This window comes from Pantoea sp. GbtcB22, assembly GCF_019091025.1.
Lineage (GTDB): Bacteria > Pseudomonadota > Gammaproteobacteria > Enterobacterales > Enterobacteriaceae > Pantoea > Pantoea leporis.
Genome location: NZ_JAGXKB010000496.1, coordinates 1 through 251, shown reverse-complemented (window position 1 = coordinate 251; position 251 = coordinate 1). Strand labels below are relative to the sequence as shown.

Sequence of the window (251 nt, the reverse complement as noted above, 5' to 3'; positions counted from 1 at the left end):
CCGATTTTTTGGCGGAAGAGGACGGCCAGGGTGAATGCCGGCCGACCTCCAGGGGAGACGCTGCACAAGCCATCTTTGATGGCGATTTTGATGAAGCCGAACTGCGTCAGGAGTGGCAGGCGGAAAATACGCTGCACGAATGGGATGACGGCGAGTTCCAGCTGGTACCACCGCGTGACCTTGAAGAGGGCGAAGCGGCGGCACCAGAGGGGGAAGATGGCCACAACCCCTCTGCCAATGCATTGTAACCG

At 59.8% G+C, this 251-nt stretch carries 1 pseudogene; it reads left to right on the top strand.

Annotation, left to right across the window (positions count from 1 at the left end):
* Window positions 1–248: pseudogene (locus tag KVT28_RS25830) on the top strand (secY/secA suppressor protein); the annotation flags it as partial.
* Window positions 249–251 lie beyond the last annotated feature (3 nt).